At 58.6% G+C, this 15,143-nt stretch carries 14 protein-coding genes; 10 read left to right on the forward strand and 4 right to left on the reverse strand.

Features of this window, described 5'->3' with window-relative positions; translation table 11 throughout:
* The first annotated feature begins 222 nt into the window (after positions 1-222).
* Both RBB76_RS14275 and RBB76_RS14280 read left to right on the forward strand, forming a co-directional pair.
* A complete protein-coding gene (locus RBB76_RS14275) occupies positions 223-648 on the forward strand; it encodes an organic hydroperoxide resistance protein (RefSeq protein ID WP_429630304.1) in 426 nt (141 codons plus the stop codon).
* Positions 649-808: 160 nt separating this feature from the next.
* On the forward strand, positions 809-2,509 hold the full coding sequence (locus tag RBB76_RS14280) for a DUF6600 domain-containing protein (RefSeq protein ID WP_429630302.1): 1,701 nt from the start codon (positions 809-811) through the stop codon (positions 2,507-2,509).
* A gap of 4 nt (positions 2,510-2,513) precedes the next feature.
* Here RBB76_RS14280 and RBB76_RS14285 read toward each other — a convergent pair whose 3' ends face one another.
* Positions 2,514-3,221 carry a TetR/AcrR family transcriptional regulator gene (locus RBB76_RS14285; protein WP_429630300.1) on the reverse strand — a complete coding sequence of 236 codons (708 nt, stop codon included), beginning with the start codon at positions 3,219-3,221 and terminating at the stop codon, positions 2,514-2,516.
* Positions 3,222-3,339: 118 nt separating this feature from the next.
* On the opposite strand from RBB76_RS14285, the gene RBB76_RS14290 reads away from it, so the two are divergent.
* Together RBB76_RS14290 and RBB76_RS14295 are read left to right on the forward strand one after the other, a co-directional pair.
* Positions 3,340-3,969, forward strand: coding sequence for an FMN-dependent NADH-azoreductase (locus RBB76_RS14290; RefSeq protein WP_429630298.1), 630 nt, complete (start codon positions 3,340-3,342; stop codon positions 3,967-3,969).
* A 90-nt stretch (positions 3,970-4,059) separates the two neighbouring features.
* Positions 4,060-4,689, forward strand: a complete 630-nt coding sequence (locus tag RBB76_RS14295) for an NAD(P)-dependent oxidoreductase (protein WP_429630296.1) — start codon at positions 4,060-4,062, stop codon at positions 4,687-4,689.
* A gap of 66 nt (positions 4,690-4,755) precedes the next feature.
* Here the strand turns inward: RBB76_RS14295 and RBB76_RS14300 are convergent, their stop codons facing one another.
* Positions 4,756-5,196: a DUF6526 family protein gene (locus RBB76_RS14300; protein WP_429630294.1), complete on the reverse strand. Its 441-nt coding sequence runs from the start codon at positions 5,194-5,196 to the stop codon at positions 4,756-4,758.
* Positions 5,197-5,360: 164 nt separating this feature from the next.
* On the opposite strand from RBB76_RS14300, the gene RBB76_RS14305 reads away from it, so the two are divergent.
* On the forward strand, positions 5,361-6,245 hold the full coding sequence (locus RBB76_RS14305; RefSeq protein ID WP_429630293.1) for a deoxyribonuclease IV: 885 nt from the start codon (positions 5,361-5,363) through the stop codon (positions 6,243-6,245).
* Positions 6,246-6,260: 15 nt separating this feature from the next.
* On the opposite strand, the gene RBB76_RS14310 is transcribed toward RBB76_RS14305, so the two are convergent.
* Complete coding sequence (locus RBB76_RS14310) at positions 6,261-7,634, reverse strand: FAD-binding protein (RefSeq protein ID WP_429630291.1); 1,374 nt, start codon at positions 7,632-7,634, stop codon at positions 6,261-6,263.
* 149 nt (positions 7,635-7,783) lie between these two features.
* Here RBB76_RS14310 and leuS point away from each other — a divergent pair, with 149 nt between their 5' ends.
* The 5 genes from leuS to guaA all read left to right on the forward strand — a co-directional run bounded on the left by leuS (position 7,784) and on the right by guaA (position 13,502).
* Positions 7,784-10,405: a leucine--tRNA ligase gene (gene leuS, locus RBB76_RS14315; protein ID WP_433963432.1), complete on the forward strand. Its 2,622-nt coding sequence runs from the start codon at positions 7,784-7,786 to the stop codon at positions 10,403-10,405.
* On the forward strand, positions 10,405-11,355 hold the full coding sequence (locus tag RBB76_RS14320; RefSeq protein ID WP_429630287.1) for a hypothetical protein: 951 nt from the start codon (positions 10,405-10,407) through the stop codon (positions 11,353-11,355). Before leuS ends, RBB76_RS14320 begins: the two co-directional genes overlap by 1 nt.
* Before the next feature lie 53 nt (positions 11,356-11,408).
* On the forward strand, positions 11,409-11,579 hold the full coding sequence (locus RBB76_RS14325; RefSeq protein WP_429630285.1) for a hypothetical protein: 171 nt from the start codon (positions 11,409-11,411) through the stop codon (positions 11,577-11,579).
* A 99-nt stretch (positions 11,580-11,678) separates the two neighbouring features.
* On the forward strand, positions 11,679-11,873 hold the full coding sequence (locus RBB76_RS14330) for a hypothetical protein (RefSeq protein ID WP_429630283.1): 195 nt from the start codon (positions 11,679-11,681) through the stop codon (positions 11,871-11,873).
* 57 nt (positions 11,874-11,930) lie between these two features.
* Positions 11,931-13,502: a glutamine-hydrolyzing GMP synthase gene (guaA, locus tag RBB76_RS14335; protein WP_429630281.1), complete on the forward strand. Its 1,572-nt coding sequence runs from the start codon at positions 11,931-11,933 to the stop codon at positions 13,500-13,502.
* 63 nt (positions 13,503-13,565) lie between these two features.
* Here guaA and mctP read toward each other — a convergent pair whose 3' ends face one another.
* Positions 13,566-15,077, reverse strand: a complete 1,512-nt coding sequence (gene mctP, locus RBB76_RS14340) for a monocarboxylate uptake permease MctP (RefSeq protein ID WP_429630279.1) — start codon at positions 15,075-15,077, stop codon at positions 13,566-13,568.
* Between the last annotated feature and the right edge of the window lie 66 nt (positions 15,078-15,143).

Here is a 15,143-nt window from a genome sequence, read left to right on the forward strand (position 1 = left end):
TTCGAAACGAACGAATCCGACAGGGACGCCGACAGTTTTTGCGTTGGATTGCGGTCTTTCAGTCTGCCAATTTCTATGATGCAAGAAAGCCTGATGCCACCGAACATTCCTGCAATGGATAAGTGCAGTAGATGCGAAATCTGAATTCTCGAAACGATCAGTCCTCATAAGTCGCTGTAGGAAGTACGCTGGTATAGCCGAATTCCAAGGAGGTAAAAACATATGGCGCCGCTGTATTCCACGAAAGTCACTGCAAAGGGAGGCCGTCATGGATCGATCCGGAGTGAGGATGGGCTCCTTGAACTCAGCCTGGCGCTGCCAAAGGCTCTGGGTGGGAGCGGAGATGCCACGAATCCTGAACAGTTGTTTGCGGCAGGATACGCGGCTTGCTTTGAGAACGCTTTGCTGCGAGTGAGTCGAGAGGCCAGGCATCATTTCACCGATGATGAGGTCGAGGTTGTGGCTGAGGTTGGCATCAGCCGCAACGGGGACGGGAACTTTGTCTTGTCGGCGGCTCTGGCGGTGACGCTGGCCGGAGTGGACCAGGCGACGGGAGAGGATTTCGTACACCGCGCGCATCTGGTTTGTCCTTATTCGAATGCGATTCGGGGGAATGTGGACGTGGCGACTACGGTCACTGTCCGTTAGTACAACCTTCGGGTTCAGCCTAAATGAGGCCGCAAACGCCATTTTTTGATGACTTAGCCACGGCGACCGGTCGAGGCGTGGCAGCGTGTTGCTCTGCCGATTTTTTTTCTGGGGCCTCTACACGAAAAAAGGCCGGAACTATTTGTGTTTTGGTGAAGCCATGGCAATAGTGGCGGACGTATACTGCCCGCACCTGAAGGTTGCAACTGCTCTGGTTGGGAGGCTGGTGATGAAGATCGGATTCGGATACCGAGTGTTTCTGGCGATGGCGTTTTCGGTGGCGGGAGTGATGGCCGCGGGAGCTCAGAGTGGCGCGGCCGGGGAGCCAGGTAATCCGTTAGATGCGGATTCTGCATCGACTGCGCAGGTGGCTACTGCTGAAGTGACGACGGCTGATGTGACGACGGCTCGTGTCCCTGCCGCTACATCGGCGGCTGATGTGCCAGCGGCCAGCGTGCCCGTAGACAATGGGGCGCGGCCGGGAGATTCGCACGTAAGGATTGTGCGGCTGAGCGATGTGAAGGGGACGCTTTCGCTCGATCGTAAGACGGGCAACGGCTTTGAACAGACGATGCCGAATATGCCGATTATTCAAGGCGATAGGCTTCGGACCGCCGATGGATACGCTGAGGTGGAGTTTGAGGACAACAGTACGCTGCGGGTGGCGCCGAACTCGTTGGTGGAGTTTCCGCTGCTGGCGTTGCGCAGCTCGGGAGCCAAGGCCTCGACGATAGAGGTGGTGCGGGGGATGGTGTATGTGAACCTGCAGGGCACGAAGGGGAATGAGTTCGTGGTGCGGGCGGGAGATGAGACGATGACGGTTTCGCCGTCGACGCATATGCGAATGACGGTGGAGGCCGGGAAGACGGTGGTGTCGGTCTTCAACGGAAATGTGGAGGTGAAGCACGGGGCGGAGACGACGCTGTTGACGAAGAAGGAGTCGCTGACGCTGGGTGGAGAGCAGGTGGCTGTTACGAAGAAGATTGAGGAAGAGCCGTACGATGCGTGGGATAAGGAGGCGAACGACTATCATGCGCGCTACTCGCAGGCGAATGCGATGGTGGCCGGGGGCGCTACGTATGGGTTGAGCGACCTGAACTACTACGGGAACTTTATCAATGGTGGAGCGTTTGGATCTTTCTGGCAGCCGTATCTGGTGGGCGCAGGATGGAATCCGTACTGCAATGGGGTGTGGGCGATGTATCCGGGCGCGGGTTATTCGTGGGTGTCGCCGTATCCGTGGGGATGGTTGCCGTATCACTCGGGTACGTGGTCGTTCTTCCCAGGATATGGGTGGGGATGGCAGCCGGGTGGCGCGTTCAATGGGTTGAACAATATTGCGAGCGTGGGGGGAGGGGCAGCGGGGCTGGTTGGAACGGGTGTTCACTCGCCCGTGCGTGCTGCGTCGCCGCAGGCGCCGGCCTTGGGCGCGGGTTCGCTGGTGCTTGCGAACAATACGCCAATGGTCTTCTCCAAAGAAGATAAGCCGGGGAACTTCGTGTTCCAGAAGAACTCGGCGGGGTTGGGCGTGCCGAGGGGGTCGCTGGGAAGCTTGAACAAGATTTCGACCCATGTGGAGCAGCACGGCTCGGCGAATATGCCAGTCTATGCTGCTGCGCCTTCTGCGGGGTTTATGGCGTCGAGTCGTGGTGGGAACGGCGGGCCGGTTACCTTGCGGGCGGGAGCGCCGATTCAGAGTGGGAATACCTCGTATGCTTCTGCATCGCGGGCGGGGTCGAATGGGGGATCTTCGGCGTCATCGCCTGCTTCTCATAGCCTGGGCGCTTCGTCGGCGAGCGGCGGGCCTTCTGGGAGCGGCGGGTCGTCGGGGAGCAGCGGCCACGGTGGATCTTCGAAGTAGAAGCTTAGTGGACGGGCGGTGTGGTTTCGGCCAGGGCGAGGACAGGGGAGACGAGGGTGAGGATCGTCTCGACGATGTCGGTGGAACTTGGGCGGTTGGGGGTTTGGGCCCACTCCCTGGCTGCGCCGTAGATTGCCCAGCTTGCGGTGGTCGCGATCATCTGGGGAGTGATGGGCTGGTTGGAGGGGTGTTTTTCGATGCCATCAAGGAGCATGCGGCGGACGACCGCGATGATGGCAGATTCCATGTGGGGTTCGAGCTGTCCCGGCCGCTCGCAACAGGGGAGTTGAGTGGAGGCGATGAAGTCGCAGACGCCGATGATGAATGCTTTGAGGGCTGAGGTGCAGGAGCCGTTGAAGGAGATTCCGCGTTCGGCCAACAACTCGTTGAAGCGGGAGCCTACGGTGCACTCGAGCAGAGCGAACTTGTCTGGGTAGTGGTCGTAGAAGGTGGCGCGGTTGATGGTGGCTTCTTCGGCTATGTCCTGAACGGAGATAGCGTCGAACTCCTTCTTTTCCATGAGTTTGACGAGAGCCTGCTGGAGCAGTTTGCGGGTTCGGAGGATACGGGGATCCAACGATCTCTCCGGCATGAGTTCGGGTATTTCGGCCAGTGTTGCGGGTGCCGTGGGCATATGGTCGGCCTTGGTTGCGGCTTCAGCAATGTCCTTATCGGTGATCCCTTGAGCGGGTTTTGCGGCGGACGCGGACATTGGATTTATACCAGTTTACTAGAATTTGACGACATTATTTGTTTAAACGACAGATGTCGTGTTTTCATGAATCGACGATAGTCGTTTAAACGTCAGATGTCGTATAGGAGATCTTGCCATGCCCACACTACTTGTTGTGAATTCGAGCCCATTTGTTGAAACCTCCATCTCTCGCGGTTTGACCAGTGAATATGTTGAGAACTGGAAGAAGGCGAACCCAACCGGGAAGGTGATTACACGTGACCTTGCCGCCAGCAATTTGAAGACGATCGATGCGGCATGGGTTGGGTCTGCGTACACGCCAAAGGATGCGCGTAGCGCGGAGCAGAAAGAAGCGCTTGCGCTTTCGGACACGCTGCTTGCCGAATTGAGGGCGGCGGATGAGTATGTTTTTGGTGTACCGATGCACAACTTTAGTGTGCCCGCGGTCCTCAAGCTATGGATCGACCAGATCGCACGGGTCGGCGAGACGTTTTCTTACGCGGACGGAACGCCGAAGGGCTTGCTGATCGGGAAGAAAGGTACGTTCCTGATTGCGTCAGGTGGTGTGTACGATGCGGGGACCGTGATGGCCTCGTTCAATCACGTGGAACCTTATCTGCGTAATGTGTTTGGTTTTCTGGGTGTGACGGATACGACCTTCGTGTCGGCTGGCGGCGCGTCTGCACTGATGCAGGGCAAGACGGATCGTGCGACGTTCCTGCAGCCGCACTTCGAGACGATTCGCTCGCAGTTTGTGGCAGCCTAAGGAATTTCGACATGTGTGCGGCTCGACGGGGTGTCGGGCCGCATCTGACGATTTGAAGCGAGTCGAATTCAGGCTTCTCAGGAGGTTGCGATGAACGTTGTGGTGTACGGAGCGACAGGAAATTCTGGTAAGGAGATTGTGAAGGAGCTGCTTCGGCGCGGACATAAAGTGACTGCGGTGGCGCGTAAGGTGGATTCGATCAAGGCAGAACCGGGAGTGACCGCAAAGGCGGACGATCTTTCGGATGTGAATTCGATCGCTGCTATCGTGACGGGCGCTGACGCAGTAGTGAGCGCATACGCTCCTCCTGCGGACAAGACAGAGGCGCTTGTTGGCGTGACGGAGCGAGAGATTGCTGCGGTGAAGAAGGCGGGCGCGAAACGGCTGCTGGTGGTTGGCGGTGCGGGATTGCTGGAGGTTGCGCCTGGTGTGACTCTGATCAAGTCGGGACATCTTCCGGCGGAGTATCTGCCGATTGCGACTGCGCATGAGAACGCGCTGGCGGTGTTGCGGAAGTCTGATATCAACTGGACGTATCTGAGCCCAGCGGCGTATTTCGTGCCGGGAGAGCGAACGGGAAAGTTTCGGCTGGGGACGAAGGAACTGATCTCCGACGCGAAAGGGGAGAGCAAGATCTCTTTTGCAGATTATGCGATTGCGTTGGTGGACGAGATTGAGAAGCCGGCGCATGAACGGGCTTCGTTTTCGGTGGGATACTGAGATTCGAAGAAACGTGATTGTGAGAGGCGGCCGATTATTGGCCGCCTCTTTTCTTTAATGAGACGGCTAGATGCGATGGTGATCGGCACGCCAGTTGACGATGGCTTCTTTGATGGCCTTCTTATCCATGTTTTTTGTGAGGGCTCGGTGGGCGAGCTCGGGGAGTTCGTCGTCCGAGGCGAAGCGGAGGCCGATGAGCTGCGAGACGGTGAGCTCGTTGATGTGCGCGCGGTCGGCTTCGGGTAGCAGCGCGTGGAGACGGAGACGCTCTTCGAGCCGGATGACGCGGTCCTGGGCCTTCATGGCTGACTCGCGGGCGTTGCCGGCCATCAGGAGGAAGACGATAGCCATGACGATGTTCCAAAGATGAGTGTGCCGGTAGGCGGGCCAGTTGTGAACTGTGATGTAGATGGCGAAGATGAGATTGAGGAGCAGTAGAGGAATGTTGACGAAGTGAAAAGGCGGATGGAAGCGCGTGTGGTTTTTAAGATTTTGCGGAGCGGGCATTGGGGCGTCCTCGTTGCACAGAATAATGGCCGGGGCCAGCATAGCATCCTCGGTCGCTGGTAGAAGATGTCCGGCCGGACGGACCCGCTGCGCGCGGCGCGGTCACTTCGTGACTTGTACGCCTTGTGACGCGGGATGAAGTTCGTTTGCGGTAGCCTTGAGGGATGAAGAGTTCAGTGATCGCAAAGACGGGAAAGAAGCGGGTTGGCGTGCATGTGGGGACGGCGGGTGGAACGTGGACCGCGGTGGAGCGGGCAGTAGCGGCGGGGGCGAATACGTTTCAGATTTTTTCTTCGAGCCCGCGACAGTGGCGAGCGGCAGCGGTGAAGCCCGAGGATGCGAAGAAGATGCGGGAGCTACGGGCGAAGCATGATGTGGGGCCGGTGGCGATCCACGCGAGCTATCTGATAAATCTTTGCAGTCAGACGGAGAGTGTTCGCGTGAATGGCGTGGCGGCGTTTCGCGGGGAGGTGGAGCGGGCGCTGGCGCTGGGCGCGGAGTATCTGGTTCTGCATCCGGGGAGTTGGAAGGGGCTGACGCGGGAGGAAGGATTGAGACTGGCGGCGGAGTCGATTGAGAAGGCGATTGATGGGGTGGCGTGGCAGGGGAAGGACTTCAGGATTTTGATTGAGAATACGGCGGGGGCGGAGTTTTCGCTGGGTGGAAAGCTGGAGCAGGTGGCGGAGTTGGTGGAGCGGCTGAAGGCTTGTGCGCCGGTGGGGGTCTGTCTGGATACGTGCCATGTGCATGTGTCGGGATATGACATTGTGTCCCCCGATGGATATACGGAGACGATGCTGCTGGTGCGGGATACGGTGGGGTTCGACGATGTAAAGGTGTGGCACTGCAATGATGCGAAGGCGGCGATGGGCTCGAAGCTGGACCGGCATGAACATATTGGTGAGGGGACGATTGGGGCGGAGGTATTCCGGCGACTGCTGCATGATGAGCGGTTTGCGCATGCGGCGTTTATTGCGGAGACGCCGGTGGATGCTCCGGGGGATGAGGCGAGGAATGTGGGGGTGTTGCGGACGCTGGCTGCGGGGTAGTTCAGGTGCTTCGTTTCAGGTACTGAAGATATTGGTGTCGAGGAACTGGTTGCGGAACTTGCCTTGTGGGTCGTGGTGTTTGAGCAGGGCTTGGTATTCGGGCATTTTGTCGTATTGGTGCTGGATTTTTGCGGGTGGAAGGGTGAAGACTTTGGCCCAGTGGGGGCGGGGGTTGAAGGGAGCGAGTTTTTCTTCGATGAGAGGAAGGATTTGTTGGACGGCGTCCCACTCGGGCTTCCAGGTGAAGTGGATGGCGAGGGAGGGTCGCTGGTAGGCCATGCTGAGCCAGAGGTTGTCGGCGGCGATGGTGCGGAGCTCTGTGATGTAGAGGTGTGGGGTGATGCGGTCGCGGAGTTGCTCGACGGCGAGGATGGCTTCGTAGGCGTGCTCGCGGGGGACGAAGTACTCGGTTTGGATTTCGGCGCCGCTGCTGGGAGTGAAGTTGAGCTTGAAGTGGGGAAGGCGCTCGTACCAGGGGCCGGGGACGCCGAGTTGTTCGGTGCAGCTTTCGGCGGCGTGGCCGGGGACGGGGTGGAGTTTTTGCGTGGCTTGTTTTGCGCCGAAGAACTCGGGGGCGAATGGTACGGAGGTGGCGCCGGGATCGAGGCGGCGTTTGACCCAGACCTGGTTGGCCTGGTGATTTTGCCAGATGGTGAAGAGGCTGACGCTGTAGCCGCTGAGGAAGATTTCGTCGAGATGCTTTTCGAGTTGTGAGAAGGAGAGGTTTTCGTAGACGACCTGCGCGACCTGGAAGGTGGGTTGGAGGTCGAGGGTGGTTTTGGTGACGACGCCGAGGCCGCCGAGGTTGACGATCTGGCCGAGGAACTGGTCGCCGTCTTTGGCGCGGGAGAGAGTGTGGAGAGTGCCGTCGGCGGTGACGAGTTCGAGGCCGGAGACGATGGTGGCGAGGTTGCCGTTGTTGCTGCCGGAGCCGTGGGTGGCGGTGGCGCAGGCTCCGATGACGGAGACGTGCGGGAGGGAGGCGAGGTTTGGGACGGCGAAGCCCTGGGCGTCGATGATCGGGGCGAGTTTGCCGTAGGTAACGCCGGCGCCGACGGTGGCGGTGTGGGCTTTGGCGTCGATGTCGATGGAGTCGAGCTGCTTGAGGGAGATTTGCGCGTGGGTGCTGTCGGCGATGGTGTTGAAGGAGTGGCCGCGGCCGAGGGCTCGGAGCTTGTCGCAGCTTTTGACGATGTGCTGGACCTCTTCGACGGTTTTGGGCTGGTAGAGGGTGTCGGTGTGGAAGGTGAGGTTGCCGGCCCAGTTGGTTCGTGGTGTGCTTTGGTGGGCGGCCTGCTCGGTCGTTTGTTCGGCGGCGGAGACGAAACGGGAGAGCATGGTTCCGGTGAGGATGGAGCCGGTGCCTTTGAGGAACTGTCGTTTATTCATGTCGCACTCGATCCGTGGGTGAGTTGTGTAGAGAAGGTCCAGCGCATTCGGTTGTCGGTCAGGTCTTTATAGGGATTTGAGAGGCACAATGCAAGTACGTTGCCTGAGCGTGTTTCTGTGAGGGGCGAGACAGTTACAATCGAAGTAGTATGCCTGAGACACGAATGAGCGAAATCGGCGGTGAAACCGCGAACATTGTTGAGAGTTCTACTGCTGCGGAGTCGAATCAGCCGCAACGCTACAGCCCGGCTGAGATCGAGCCGAAGTGGCAAGCCGTGTGGGACGCGGATAAGACGCTCTATGCGGCGGACGCACATGATTCGGGGAAGCCAAAGTACTACTGCCTGGAGATGCTGCCGTATCCGAGCGGCGCGCTGCACATTGGGCATGTGCGGAACTATGCGATTGGCGATGCGCTGGCGCGGCATATGTGGATGCGCGGGTATAACGTGCTTCACCCGATGGGGTGGGATGCGTTTGGGCTGCCGGCGGAGAATGCGGCGCTGAAGAATGGAGTGCCGCCGCGGGAGTGGACGCTCTCGAACATTGCTGCGATGCGGAAGCAGATGCAGCGGATGGGGTATGGCTACGACTGGTCCACTGAGGTGACGACTTGTTTGCCGGATTACTACAGGTGGAACCAGTGGTTCTTTTTGAAGATGTTCGAAAAGGGGCTGGCGTATCGGAAGAAGAGCAAGGTGAACTGGTGTCCGGAATGTTGCACGGTGCTGGCGAATGAGCAGGTGATTGGCGGGCGCTGCTGGCGGCATGAGGATACGGTTGTTGAGTTGCGGGATCTGACGCAGTGGTTTTTGCGGATTACGAAGTATGCGGACGAATTGCTGGACGGGCTCGACAAGCTGGAGGGTTGGCCGGAGAAGGTCCGGACGATGCAGCGGAACTGGATCGGGCGGAGCGAAGGGGCGCATGTAGACTTCGCTGTCGCGGATGGCGATGCGAAGATCACGGTGTTCACGACGCGGGTGGATACGATCTTTGGGGCGACGTCGGTGCAGCTTGCTCCGGAGCATGCGGTGTCGAAGGCGTTTGCGCTGGAAGATGACGCGCTGCGAGTGCAGATTGAAGAGTTGCTGGAGCAGCAGAAGGTGGCTCGCGAGTCGGATGCGCTGGGTGCGATTGAAAAGCATGGTGTGTTTACCGGGCGGTTTGCGGTGAATCCGTTCAACGGCGAGCGGGTGCCGATCTGGGTGGCGAACTACATTCTGGCGGACTATGGAACGGGCGCGATTATGAGCGTGCCGGCGCATGATGAGAGAGATTTTGAGTTTGCGCAGAAGTACGGGCTGCCACTGCGGCGAGTGATTGCTCCTGCGGGCGGAAGGAAAGACCAAAACCAAAATACAGGGATCCTTCGCTCCGCTCAGGATGACGACAGTATTGTGGTGGGTGAACTTCCCTATCTGGCTGAAGATGAGGCGGTGTTGATCGACTCCGGCGAATGGACCGGGGAGAACTGCCTTGAGGCGCAGGAGAAGATGGCTGCGTTTGCGAAGGCAAAAGGATTTGGTACTCCTACGGTTACGTATCGTTTGAAGGATTGGGGAGTGAGCCGGCAGAGGTACTGGGGTACGCCGATTCCGATGGTGTATTGCGATAAGTGCTCGCCGGAGGAGCCGCTGCCAGTGGCTGAGAGCGAGTTGCCGATCTTGTTGCCGGAACAGGTGGATATTACCCAGACGAACGGGTCGCCGCTGGGGCGGATTCCGGAGTTTGTGAATGCGAAATGCCCGAAGTGCGGCGGTGCCGCGCGCAGGGAGACGGACACGATGGACACGTTCGTGGACTCGAGCTGGTACTTCTACCGCTATGCGGATGCGAAAAATTCCAATGCGCCGTTTGATACGGATAAAGCGAACTACTGGTTTCCGATCGATCAGTACATCGGCGGAGTGGAGCATGCGATTCTGCATCTGATCTACTCGCGATTCTGGACGAAGGTGATGCGGGATCTTGGACTGGTGAAGAACGATGAGCCTGCGGCCCGTTTGTTCACGCAGGGGATGGTGATCAAAGACGGCGCGAAGATGTCGAAATCGAAGGGCAACGTGGTTTCGCCGGATGACATGATTTCGCGGTATGGCGCGGATGCTACTCGGATGTATGCGTTGTTTGCGGCTCCCCCGGATCGTGATCTGGAGTGGCAGGAAGAAGGCGTTGCGGGGATCTCGCGGTTTTTGAGCAAGGTGTACCGGCTGACGACGAAGTTTTCGAGTGTTGCTCGTGCGAAGGGAAGTAATGCTGCACCGAAGGATCAGGCGTTGTTGCGGCGGTTGCACCAGACGATTGCGAAGGTCACGCATGACTTCGATGGGCGCTGGCACTTCAATACTTCCATCTCTTCGATCATGATTCTGGTGAACGAGATTACTGCGAATGAAGCGGCGATGGACGCCGGGGAGTTCTCTCCTGGTGCCGTGGCCGAGGTGTTTCGCAGTTTGATATTGTTGCTGGCTCCGTTTGCGCCGTTCTTTGCGGCGGAGATGTGGGAGGAACTTGGCGGCGAGGGAGTGGTGTTCCGCACGCAGTGGCCATTAGTGAATGAAGAACTTGCGCGGGAGGATGAGGCTGAGATTCCGGTGCAGGTGAATGGGAAGCTGGTGACCGTGGTGAAGGTCCCTGCGGACAGCGATGAGGCTGCGGTGAAGGCTGCGGCATTGGCTGATCCTAAGGTGATCGCACGGATTGAAGGGAAGACTATAGTGAAGGTGATTGTGGTGCCGGGTAAGCTTGTGAATCTTGTGGTGAAGTAGTGGAGCAGATTCCGCAGGATGGAGTGGTGGTTGCGGCGGGGACGGTTCGGGGGACGCAGTCGTTTGTGCATACGCTCTCGGAGTGCTGGCGGCGGCCTTCGCTGACGGCGCTGGAGGTGCTTTGGCGGTGGGCTTATGGGGTGCCTGCGCTGTTGTTGCTGCGGTATGAGGGGCTGAAGATCTTGCAGGCTACGCCGTTGGACTATGCGGCGTTGAAGAGCATGACGGTGGTGGATCCGCTGGGGTCTGCACAGACATTGGCGAAAGCGCTGGCGTTGCTGGTGCCGCAGGTGATGCGTGTGGCGTTGTGGCTGGCGCCGCTGTTTGTGGTGACTTGGGTGGTGGTGTCGGCGGTGGGTCGGACGGTGGTGTTGAGGCGGGCCGATGAACGGCTGCATTCGCGTGTTGGGACGCTGATTGTGTTGCAGGCGGTGAGGGTGTTGGCGCTGCTGGGAAGCTTCGCGGTGTGGTTCTGGTGTATGGAGCGGGTAGCGGAGTGGACGGTGACTGGACCCAATGCGGCGGGTGGCGAGCCGAATCTTGTGGGATATTTTTCTCTGGTGATCGTGGCGACGTTGGGGTTGTTTACGCTGTGGGCGGTGGTGAGCTGGGCGTTGTCGGTGGCGCCGTTGATGGCGATGTTGAAGGGGTTGGGCGTGAGGGAAAGTTTGACGGCGGCGTTTCGGTTGGGGCCGCTGAAGTCGAAGCTGGTGGAGATCAATCTGGTGATGGGGATCGTGAAGATCGCGTTGATTGTATTGGCGATGGTGTTTTCGGCGACTCCGCTGCCGTTTGAGAGTGTGACGACGCCGGAGTTTCTGTTCTGGTGGTGGGTAGGGGTTACGATCCTTTATTTTCTAGGATCTGACTTCTTTCATGTGGCGCGGCAGGTGGCCTATTTGCAGCTTTGGCGAGCCTACGAGGGCGCAGAATATTTTTCTCGGGGTTAGAAGCAAATTTTGCATCACACCTCCATAGGCTATTTTTTGCCAGGAGAACGACTATGTCATTTGGGATCTACGCGGTTGGATATTTGATTCTGATTGCGGGTGTGGCTTATCTCGCACACTTGATGCATATTCCGCAGCACTACATTGTTGCGATTGCTGTGATCATGCTGGGAGTCGGGATCGTTACTGGTGTGCAGACTACGCGACATAAAGATCCTGGTTAGTAGCCGAGCGCAGGCGAGTACTAAAGTTTTTCCTCTGCGAGCGGGAAATACGGCATCCTAATCTTGCACGGGCCCCTGATTCCCCTCTGGAGCGAGATCATGTCCTCTGCCTTCTATGGTGGTGCGTATTTGCTTTTGATAGGTGCTGTGTCCTACCTCGCTTATCTAAGTCATATTCCTGGGTCGTACATTGTTGCGTTCGCCATGATCATGTTGGGGATTGCGGTGGTGAGTGGGATGGAGAGTGCGCGCGAGCGGAACTCCTCGTATCGGCGCAGACAGAATTTTTTCTAGATTTGTGCCAGGGCTTTGGTAGAGAAAGACTTTCGTTGCCGCATTTACACTAGGTAGGTGGATACCTCAACGATTGTCATTCTGGATTTTGGGTCGCAGTATACGCAGCTGATAGCGCGGCGTATTCGTGAGTTCAATGTTTTCTCGGTCGTACTGCCTTGCACAGCTCCCTTGGAGCAAGTGAAGAAGCTCAACCCGAAGGGTGTGATTCTTTCGGGCGGGCCGTGCTCTGTGTATGACGCGGACGCTCCGGATGCGGATGCAGGTGTGCTTGCGATGGGCGTGCCGGTGCTTGGGATCTGCTACGGGCTGCAGTTCATCGTGCACCATCTTGGTGGAAAGGTGGTTGGGGCGGCGGCGCGTGAGTACGGGCATGCGGAGGTGACAGTAGTGGCGGAGACGCCGCTGTTTCGCGGGCTTCCGGGATCGCTCGATGTGTGGATGTCGCATGGGGACGAGGCGGAGGAACTGCCGGTAGGATTTCATCTGACGGCGAAGACTTCGAATGCGGTGGCGGGGATTGCGGATGAGGCGAGAGGGATATGGGCGGTGCAGTTTCATCCTGAGGTTGCGCATACGCGGCAGGGGATGGAGCTGTTGAAGAATTTTTGTCTGGATATCTGTGGTGCAGAACAGGATTGGACGCCAGAGCACTTTATTCAGTCGACGGTAGAGCGGGTGCGGGCGCAGGTTGGGACGGGACATGCCATCTGTGGGTTGAGTGGGGGAGTGGATTCGAGCGTGGCTGCGGTGCTGGTGGCGCGTGCGATTGGGGATCGGCTGACTTGCATCTTTGTGAACAATGGCGTGCTGAGGAAGGATGAGTTTCAGAAGGTGCAGACGACGATGCGCGAGCAGCTGGGGTTGAATGTGGTGGCTGTGGATTCTTCGCAGCGGTTTTTGGAGAAGCTGGCGGGGGTGACTGATCCGGAGCAGAAGCGGAAGGTGATTGGGAACGAGTTTATTGCTGTGTTCGATGATGAGGCGAAGAAGATCTTTGAGGCCCAGAAAGATAGCCAGCCGAGTGCTGGGGAGGAGATTGCCTGGCTTGTGCAGGGAACGCTTTATCCCGATGTGATCGAGTCGTCGAGTGTGCACGGACCTAGCCATACGATTAAGAGCCACCACAATGTGGGTGGACTGCCTGCGGATATGAAGCTGAAGTTGATTGAGCCGCTGCGGGATCTGTTCAAAGATGAGGTGCGGCGGATTGGACGGGACCTGGGGATGCCGGAGGACATTATTGAGCGGCAGCCTTTTCCGGGGCCGGGACTTGCGGTGAGGATTCTGGGTGAGGTGACGGCGGAGCGCGTTGCGATTCTGCAGGAGGCCGACCAGATTGTGGTGGATGAGATCAAGAAGGCGGGGCTTTATCGGAAGGTTTGGCAGAGCTTTGCGGTGTTGCTGCCGGTGAAGAGCGTAGGGGTGATGGGGGATCAGCGGACGTATGCGAATACGTGCGCGGTGCGGGCGGTGGAGAGTGAGGATGGGATGACGGCGGATTGGGCTCCGCTGCCTTATGAGGTGTTAAGGACGATCTCTAGCAGGATTGTGAGCGAGGTGCGGGGGATCAATCGCGTGGTGTATGACATTACTTCGAAGCCGCCGGGGACGATTGAGTGGGAGTAGAGGCGTCCTGCCGGACGGGCCTCCTGCGCGGAGGGCGGTCACTTCGTGACTCGTATACCTTTTCTAGCCTAGGTAGGCTTTAGCGTCGGTAACGTCGGTTCCTGAGTTAAATTTCATTCCGCGGAATAGAAGCGTCAGCACAGTGGAGACGGCCAGGTTCAGGAGCAGCGCGGGTACGGCTGCGTACATGGGGTACGTGCTTCCGAAGAGGTGGAGGGGATAGACCGAACTCTTTAATCCCAAAGCCACTGCCATGGCTGTCCCGCTGGACATGCCTGCGGCCCAGCCCACCAGCAGAGCCCATGGATTGAACCAGCGTGTGAAGACGCCAACTACGACCGAGGGGAAGAGTTGGCCCATCCAAATTCCTCCGAGGAGTTGCATCTCTATGGCGTAGGGCGCGGGGAGTTTGAGGACAAAAAGCAGAGCGCCGAATTTGACTACGAGGGAGACGACCTTCGCCATGCGGGACTCTTCTTCGGGGAGCATCTTGCGATTGAGCAGCGCTCCGTAGAGGTTGCGGGTGAAGAGGTTTGAGGCGGCGATGGACATGATGGCTGCAGGCACGAGAGCGCCGATGGCGACCGCGGCTAGGCAGAAGCCGGCGAACCACTCCGGAAACATTTTGAGGAAGAGCAGTGGGACGGCCATGTTCGCGTCCTTGGTGACGACGCCTGCGGCAAGGGCGAGATAGCCGAGGAGGGCGATGAGTCCGAGGAGAAAGCTGTAGGCCGGCAGCATGGCGGCGTTGCGGCGAACTACGTTGGCGCTCTGCGCGCTTAGGACTGCGGTGGCCGTGTGGGGGTAGAGCATGAGGGCTATGGCAGAGCCGATGGCGAGGGTGGAGTAGCCGAGAAACTGTCCCTCTTTCAGATGAATCGTGGCGGTTGGCGTGTGGTGGGCCAGCAGTTGATTGGCGATTTCGAAGACGTGCGCATAGCCGCCGAGTTTGTAGGGGATGTAGATGAGAGCGGCGAGGACCATGATGTAGAGCATCACGTCCTTGACGATGGCGATGACGGCGGGGGCGCGCAGGCCGCTTGAGTAGGTGTAGGCGGCGAGGATGACGAAGGCCGCTGCGAGGGGCCACTCGCCGTGGATGCCCATTGCTCCGATGACGACGCGGATTCCGACCAGCTGGAGGGCGATGTAGGGCATGAGGGCGAGAACGCCGGTGAGCGCGATGGCGATGGTGAGCCAGCGGTTGCCGTAACGGCCGTTGACGAAGTCCGCGAAGGTTATGTAACCGTGGCGGTGGCATACTATCCAGAGGCGCGGCAGGACGAGCATCATGTAGGGGTAGGCGATGACGGCGTAGGGCACTGCGAAGAAGCCCATTGCGCCTGCGCCGTAGAGAGCTGCAGGTACCGCGATGACGGTGTAGGCGGTGTAGAGGTCGCCTCCGATGAGGAACCAGGTGATCCAGGTACCGAAGCTGCGGCCGGCTAGGCCCCATTCTTCGAGCGAGCCCATGCCTGTCTTCGGTCTTCGCCAGCGTGCGGCCCAGAATCCGGCAACGGTTACGAGGAGAAAGAAAAAACAGAAGACTACCAGTGCCGTCGTATGCAGTTGCAATCGTTCACCCAGCTCTAAAGATTTGCCGCACTCAAAGGTACGAGCATCTTAGCGCAACCGTGGATG

It is taken from the genome of Tunturiibacter psychrotolerans, from assembly GCF_051013365.1.
Classification (GTDB): Bacteria; Acidobacteriota; Terriglobia; order Terriglobales; family Acidobacteriaceae; genus Edaphobacter; species Edaphobacter psychrotolerans_A.